The organism is uncultured Jatrophihabitans sp., from assembly GCF_964244045.1.
Taxonomy (GTDB): domain Bacteria; phylum Actinomycetota; class Actinomycetes; order Mycobacteriales; family Jatrophihabitantaceae; genus Jatrophihabitans.
Genome location: NZ_CAXTHK010000023.1, coordinates 67,001 through 72,862, shown reverse-complemented (window position 1 = coordinate 72,862; position 5,862 = coordinate 67,001). Strand labels below are relative to the sequence as shown.

The following is a 5,862-nucleotide window of genomic DNA, read 5'->3' as shown; positions in this document are numbered from 1 at the left end:
CTTGCGCCAGCCGTCGACGTACGTACTCGACTCGCGAGATTCCCAGCTTGGCTGCCCGCGCGTCGATAGCGGTCAGGACCTCGTCCGGCACGTCCCGGATCAGCACATCGCTCATCGTTACCACTCCCGTCACCCGATGATATCGCACGATAGCACTGCGGCAGCGCTATTGCCTGCGCAGCCCGAAGGGGATCGTTGATCGGGCAGTACGGTGCCTTGCAGTTATAAAGCGTGAGCGCCTACGGGGCCATCAGGGAAGAGCTGCGACGATGAGCTGATGACGTTGGCCTGGGTCGCGCTGGAGTTGGGCACGGCGGAGGGAATGGCACGGCGCCCACCAAAGGTCGACCTCCGGCCGACCCCACGGCCGGCGGCAAGGGGCGGACTGGTTCTGGAAGCAGCGCACACGCTGCTTCCAGAAGCCAGCGTATGGAGCCTTGCCTCGACAGCGAAAGAGGAGGTTTCCGAGGGACTGACCGGACCCGTGCGTACCGCGTTCGCCCGCCTCGATGCACAACCACCGCACACCCGCGATGCTCTTAGACGCCGAGACGACCGGCCTTCGATCGAGCTGCGAGACCGACTCATCCGAGACCTCACTGGCAAGGTCGACGGCGAATCTGCGTTAAAGGTCGTCGCCCGCGTTCACCTGGCCCGCGCTGTCCTCGGCGTGGTGCCGCTCGTCGTCGAGGTCGGATGCCTTGCCTGGTACTCCGCATACGTGAATGACCGATGGCCAATCGCAACCGTCTTCCGTCGGACCGCCACGCTCACCGAACAGTGGTTGCAGCGACCGCGAGAGCGAACTGATGCTGAGGCAGCAATGCTTGCTCTGGCCCACAACATGGTCGGCACGAACCCGCCTGATCTTCTCGATCTCTCGATGTAGACGACCATCCGGAGCCAACAGGCATGCGAATTGGCCAGTTAGCCGATCGGTGCTGCAACTCATACCGCCCGCAAGCGGATCCCTCTGCGGCGCCAAGCCGCGATGGGAAGCCCATGATCAACCAACCGCTCGTAGCTTGATGAGCGAGCACCGCAGCCAGTCCCGCGCGTGGCCGACATCGTGCTTGATTTAGCTGAAGTGGCGTAGCCACGGCCTTCAAAATCACGTGACCTTGAAGAAGATTCACGACTTGACGCCATCGCGACTGCTGGCCGAAGCAGGGTCCGGAACCTCACTAACATCATGAGATATTCCGGCGACCGCGGTGATTACCTGGAGGCGGCGAGATGTGGACCATGATCGTCGAGATGCTTGACCAACGCTGGAGGGAGCGTTCGGCCCCTCGAGCGGTGCTCGTTCGAGACATCACGACGCTCTATGCCGCGATGAGCGATAGCTTGCGCTGTTACGAAGATTTCTGTACTGACTCGAGCGAGAAGACGCGCAAGGCTTGGGACCGTCACGTCGGAGAGTTACTTGATGTCGTCAGGCGGGTCGATCCCACTCTGGAAATCTTTGCTCCCGGGATTAGACCGGTGCTACGACATTATGCTGTATTCGAATCATTGGGGGTGCAGGCCGCATTCCTGACCCGCGAGCAGCAACAGTCGCCAACGCTACTGCCGCATATGCCACAAGCTTACTTGGAATTCTACTCTCGAGCGTTCTACGACGCGCAAGCTGCGCTGAGGTCGTTTATGCAAGGGAACTTCAGCGTCGAAGAGGTCCATGCCGCGCTACGCAAATAGTCGTATCAGTCGAGTCGGCCGCGGCCAGTCGGTCACGACCTGGCGCAGCGTCGCGGCGTGCTGAGCGACCCGTCGAGCTCCGGGGTTCCCTAACCTCTCGTGCCGCGTTGAGCGCTACCGCGCTCTCATCGACGCGTTGAGCGCGCCTGCCCGATCAGGGACCCTTGACCGGGCTAATCGCTGACCGGACCACAACGCATTCATGAACGCCGCGTCCCACGGCGACCGTCTAGAACGTCGTTTCGCCACGTGCGAGGACCGCGGCGACCTCGCCCACCGATCGATGCCGACCGAACTGGTTGGGTGAACACTGCCTGGGGACTGTCCTGGAACGGCACCTCGCTGTGTCAACCCCTCGGGGTCAGAGAGGTGCCGTTAGAGATAGACCCCTGCCCGGCGCACTGGGCGGCCGCTCGGGTCGTGCGCCGTGCGGCAGCAACCCGCGGGTCAGACCCTCTGCAACTCCTGGGCGAGCATCACGATGATGTCACTCGGGCCGCGGACGTAGGTGAGCTTGTAGACGTCCTGATAGGTGGCCACCCCACGGAGCGGATGGCAGCCGTGCTTCGCTGCGATCACGAGGGCGTCGTCGATGTTGTCGACGGAGAAGGCGATGCGGTGCATGCCGATCTCGTTGGGCCGGGTGGGCTCGGTTTCGATCGGGTCGGGGTGAAGGTACTGGAAGAGTTCGAGGCGCGCGCTGCCGCCCGGCGTTTCAAGCATGGCGATGTGGGCGTGGTTGCCGTCCAGACCGACCGCGGTATCGGTCCACTCGCCGCAGACCGTGTCGCGGCCGAGCAGGGTCAGACCAAGGTCGGTGAAGAACGCGATCGCTGCCTCGAGGTCGCGGACGGCGATACCGATGTTCTCGAGTTTGATGGCCACTGGGGGCACGTTACCGAGCCAGGGCGATCGTTCGGTGTTGTTGGCCCTGGATCTCATCCAGCCGCGCCCGGGACCTCGGCAAGCTAACCGGCTTGTGGGTAACGCCCCCGGCCATGTCGACCCGCAGCCGGGACACAACGTGTTGGATAGCCGACCGTTAGCTGGGATTACCGCCGTGCAGACGCTGCGGTCACATCAAGAGACGATCAGACGGGCCGCGAGGGCGGCCATGATCGCCGCGGAGACTGCGGCAACCGTGAGTTGTCCACGCGACCCGGTGATCAGGCGCCTCATCGTCGCTCCGCTACCGGCGAGGGCCAATTGCCAACTCGCCGAGGCCAGGAACGCTCCCGAGGCGAACACGACCGCTGCGACGATCGTCAGGCCGCGATCATCACTCTGGCCGCCCAGCGCGAGAGCCACGAAGTAGGCGAGTGTGCTCGGGTTCAGCGCGGTAAGCGCGACCAGCGCTAGATAAGCCCGCAGGGGGGTCACTGCAGCGATTCCCGTGTCAGCACCGGTCGAGCTGTGGCGGTGGCGGTGGGCGGCTGCGACCGCCGTTCGAGTGGCGAGCGCAATCAACACGGCCGCGGCCAGATAGGTCAGCGGTCTTGAGACGGGACGCAGGAACGTTTGCAAGCCGACGCCGCCGGCGGCCGCTACCAGCGCGAAGAGGCCATCGGTAGTGGCAACGCCGAGCGCAGCTGCCGCCGCCGCTGGAAACGGTTCGCGAGCACCCAAGCCGACGAGATAGGTCGCAACGGCGCCGACAGGCAGGGCAACTCCGTAACCCGCAACTGCCCCGGCGACCAGCGCGCTGGTCACGCTTGCTGCAGGACGCGCCTTCCACCTCCCGCGAGCTGCTGCACGGCCGAGTCCAACGCGTCTGCGGAGACAAATAGGTCGGAGCCCAGCGTCGTCATGAGCCAACTCTTGCACCGGCAGTCTGCTGCCCGCCATCAATATTCGGGGTCCGACACACTCGGGGAGGTCGCCGGTCGAGCGGGTAGCGCTGATCTGCGGCGCGTCCACCGCCCCGGCGACACGCATGGCGGCCTACACGACATTCGACGACCGCAGCGTGCCCGGAACACCAGGAACGGCGGGAAACGCGTCCCGATCGACGCCCGGCAACGGAACGGTCTCGCACCCCGCGCGGTTCGCCGATGCTGATCGGCGCGCGCCAGGCCACCTGTGTCAGTTGGGATCTGTAAACGGGACGGCTGCGGCTGTCATGCGATGTCGCGGATCGTGTCTCACGGCTGGTGCGAGGGGTCGGGCATCTTGCGCGCGCGCGGTTAGGCTGGTCTTACATGATGGTGGGACGGCTCGCTGGGGGGATCATTTTGGTGAGGGCATCACGTTGGATGATCTCGTTGGTCGTTGTCGTGGGATCGTTCGCGGCGGGTCTGATGTTGGCGTACCTGGCGGGGCCGCATGTCTTTTCGCAGCTGGCCGAGAGTGACCGGTGGGTGTTGGCTGTCGGATTCGCGACTGTGGCGGCTGGCCTCGCGACCGGGTGGGGAGTGTGGTGGTCCACCCGTGACATGGCGGTGGACGCGGACTCCAGCGGCACAGGGTCGCGGTTCAGCGTGAGGGCTGCGACGGTGAGTGGGCTTCAGCAGAGTGAGAGTGGCGGTACGCAGAACGTGACGTTCGGCGGGTAGTTCGATGCCGTTCCCGCGTGGCCGCGCGTCTAGACGTGATGTGGATCCGCAACGCGGCACGCCGTCGTTCGAGTCGATTGGCGGCCCGGATCCGACGTTCGCTGCTACGGCTGAGCAGATGATCGTTCAGCAGGGCGATGGAAATGTGCAGAACATCGTCATGCCAGCGCGTGTAGCGAGAGTGGTGCCGCGTCGGGTGCGATTTCGCGTACCGCGCAAGACGCAGTCGTTCACGGCACGTGAGGGCGCGCTCGCCGATCTGCACGCAGGGTGGCCGGCGATCACGGTGGCTTCAGCTCCGGCGGTGCAGGTACTGATGGGACTTCCTGGTGTGGGCAAAACTCAGGTCGCAGCCGCCTACCTCGAGGCGCATTCCAGTGAGTACGACCTGGTCGCTTGGATCCGTGCTGTTGACCCGGCCGCGGATCTTGCGGGCTTGGCTGATGAGTTGGGTCTGACTGATCCTGAGGACACGATCGAGCAGCGCGCCCAACACATGCTGACAGCGCTGGCTGCCTGGGACAGCCCGTGGCTGATCGTGCTGGACAACGTGGAATCGTCCGCGGCGTTGACGCAGTGGTGCCCATCCTGCGGGAGTGGTCGAGTGCTGGTGACCACCCGCGATCGCGGTCTGGCGGGCGACTTTGGCCGGGCCTGCCCGGTGGAGGTGTTCACGCTGCCGGAATCTGTCGACTACCTGCTGCGCCGCAGCGGGCGCGGGCCGCTTCCCTCCAGCGATCCCGGGGCGGATCACGGCAGCGACGCTACGGAGGCGTCCGCGTTGGCGGTCGCGTTGGGGCGCCTGCCGCTCGCGCTTGCGCACGCCGGCGCGTATTGCGCGCTGTCCAACGGCGGGCCAAAATTCGCGGAATACCAGTCCCGGCTGCAGACGCTACCCGCCGCGACGCTGTTCGCGAGCGCCCCCGATGCGTTCTACGCCAAGACGGTCGCAACAACATGGGCTGTGTCAATTACTGCGGCCGGCCAGCGGTCTCGGCTTGCACCGGACGTGTTGAACATGGCGGCCCTGTTAGACCCGGACGCCATCCCTCTCGAGTTTTTCGACGTCCTCACCAACACCCACGACGACGCGGTGCTGGCGACGAAGGCTCTCGATGATGAGGTTGTCGATGGCGGGATGGCGGGTCGCCGGCACGCGCGTGACGAGGCAGTCGCGGCTCTGGTCGCGTACAGCCTCGGCGACGTCGAGAACGACCACTTCGCCGTCCATCGTCTCCTGCAGAAGGTGGTTCAGGACGACCTCGTGACTACACGTGACCGTCGACCTGCCGTCAACGCCGCCGCTGCTCTGCATGCGGCGGAGCCTGGCGACCAAGCCCTGCCAGCCAACTGGCTTCAGTGGCAGCAGACAATACGACACCTCGAGGTGCTCACGACGCAGCGCGACATTCTTCTCGCGGAATCCACACCGCTCGCCGGCCTGTGCAACCGCGCCGTCGGGTATCTGCTCTACGCCGGCCAAACAACCACTCTTTCCGAGCTGGCGGCGCGAACGGTGAAAATCTGCGCCCTGTTGCTCGGCCCGGAGCACCGGGACACCCTGACCGCGCGGGCGAACCTGGCCTCCTCGTACCACTCGGCGGGGCGCACC

Annotated in this window: 5 protein-coding genes and 1 pseudogene; 3 read left to right on the top strand and 3 right to left on the bottom strand. The window is 65.2% G+C overall.

All coding sequences use genetic code 11. The features are described 5' to 3' along the window. Positions 1–115, bottom strand: a pseudogene (locus ACFFC4_RS16230) (antitoxin); the annotation flags it as partial. A 168-nt stretch (positions 116–283) separates the two neighbouring features. Here ACFFC4_RS16230 and ACFFC4_RS16225 point away from each other — a divergent pair. Together ACFFC4_RS16225 and ACFFC4_RS16220 are read left to right on the top strand one after the other, a co-directional pair. After that, positions 284–889, top strand: a complete 606-nt coding sequence (locus ACFFC4_RS16225; protein ID WP_375502722.1) for a hypothetical protein — start codon at positions 284–286, stop codon at positions 887–889. A gap of 356 nt (positions 890–1,245) precedes the next feature. After that, the gene (locus tag ACFFC4_RS16220; protein ID WP_375502720.1) at positions 1,246–1,698 is read left to right on the top strand and encodes a hypothetical protein; all 453 of its coding nucleotides are present in this window, start codon (positions 1,246–1,248) and stop codon (positions 1,696–1,698) included. Positions 1,699–2,145: 447 nt separating this feature from the next. Here ACFFC4_RS16220 and ACFFC4_RS16215 read toward each other — a convergent pair whose 3' ends face one another. After that, positions 2,146–2,583: a VOC family protein gene (locus tag ACFFC4_RS16215; RefSeq protein WP_375502718.1), complete on the bottom strand. Its 438-nt coding sequence runs from the start codon at positions 2,581–2,583 to the stop codon at positions 2,146–2,148. 195 nt (positions 2,584–2,778) lie between these two features. After that, on the bottom strand, positions 2,779–3,408 hold the full coding sequence (locus ACFFC4_RS16210) for a LysE family transporter (protein ID WP_375502716.1): 630 nt from the start codon (positions 3,406–3,408) through the stop codon (positions 2,779–2,781). An 882-nt stretch (positions 3,409–4,290) separates the two neighbouring features. On the opposite strand from ACFFC4_RS16210, the gene ACFFC4_RS16205 reads away from it, so the two are divergent. Continuing rightward, positions 4,291–5,862 (top strand): NB-ARC domain-containing protein (locus ACFFC4_RS16205; protein ID WP_375502714.1); only part of this gene is annotated, 1,572 nt, incomplete at its 3' end.

What these genes read in the sequence shown, in the direction of transcription:
- ACFFC4_RS16220 (WP_375502720.1), top strand. Translation starts at nt 1,246, where the DNA reads ATGATCGTCGAGATGCTTGACCAACGCTGGAGGGAGCGTTCGGCCCCT.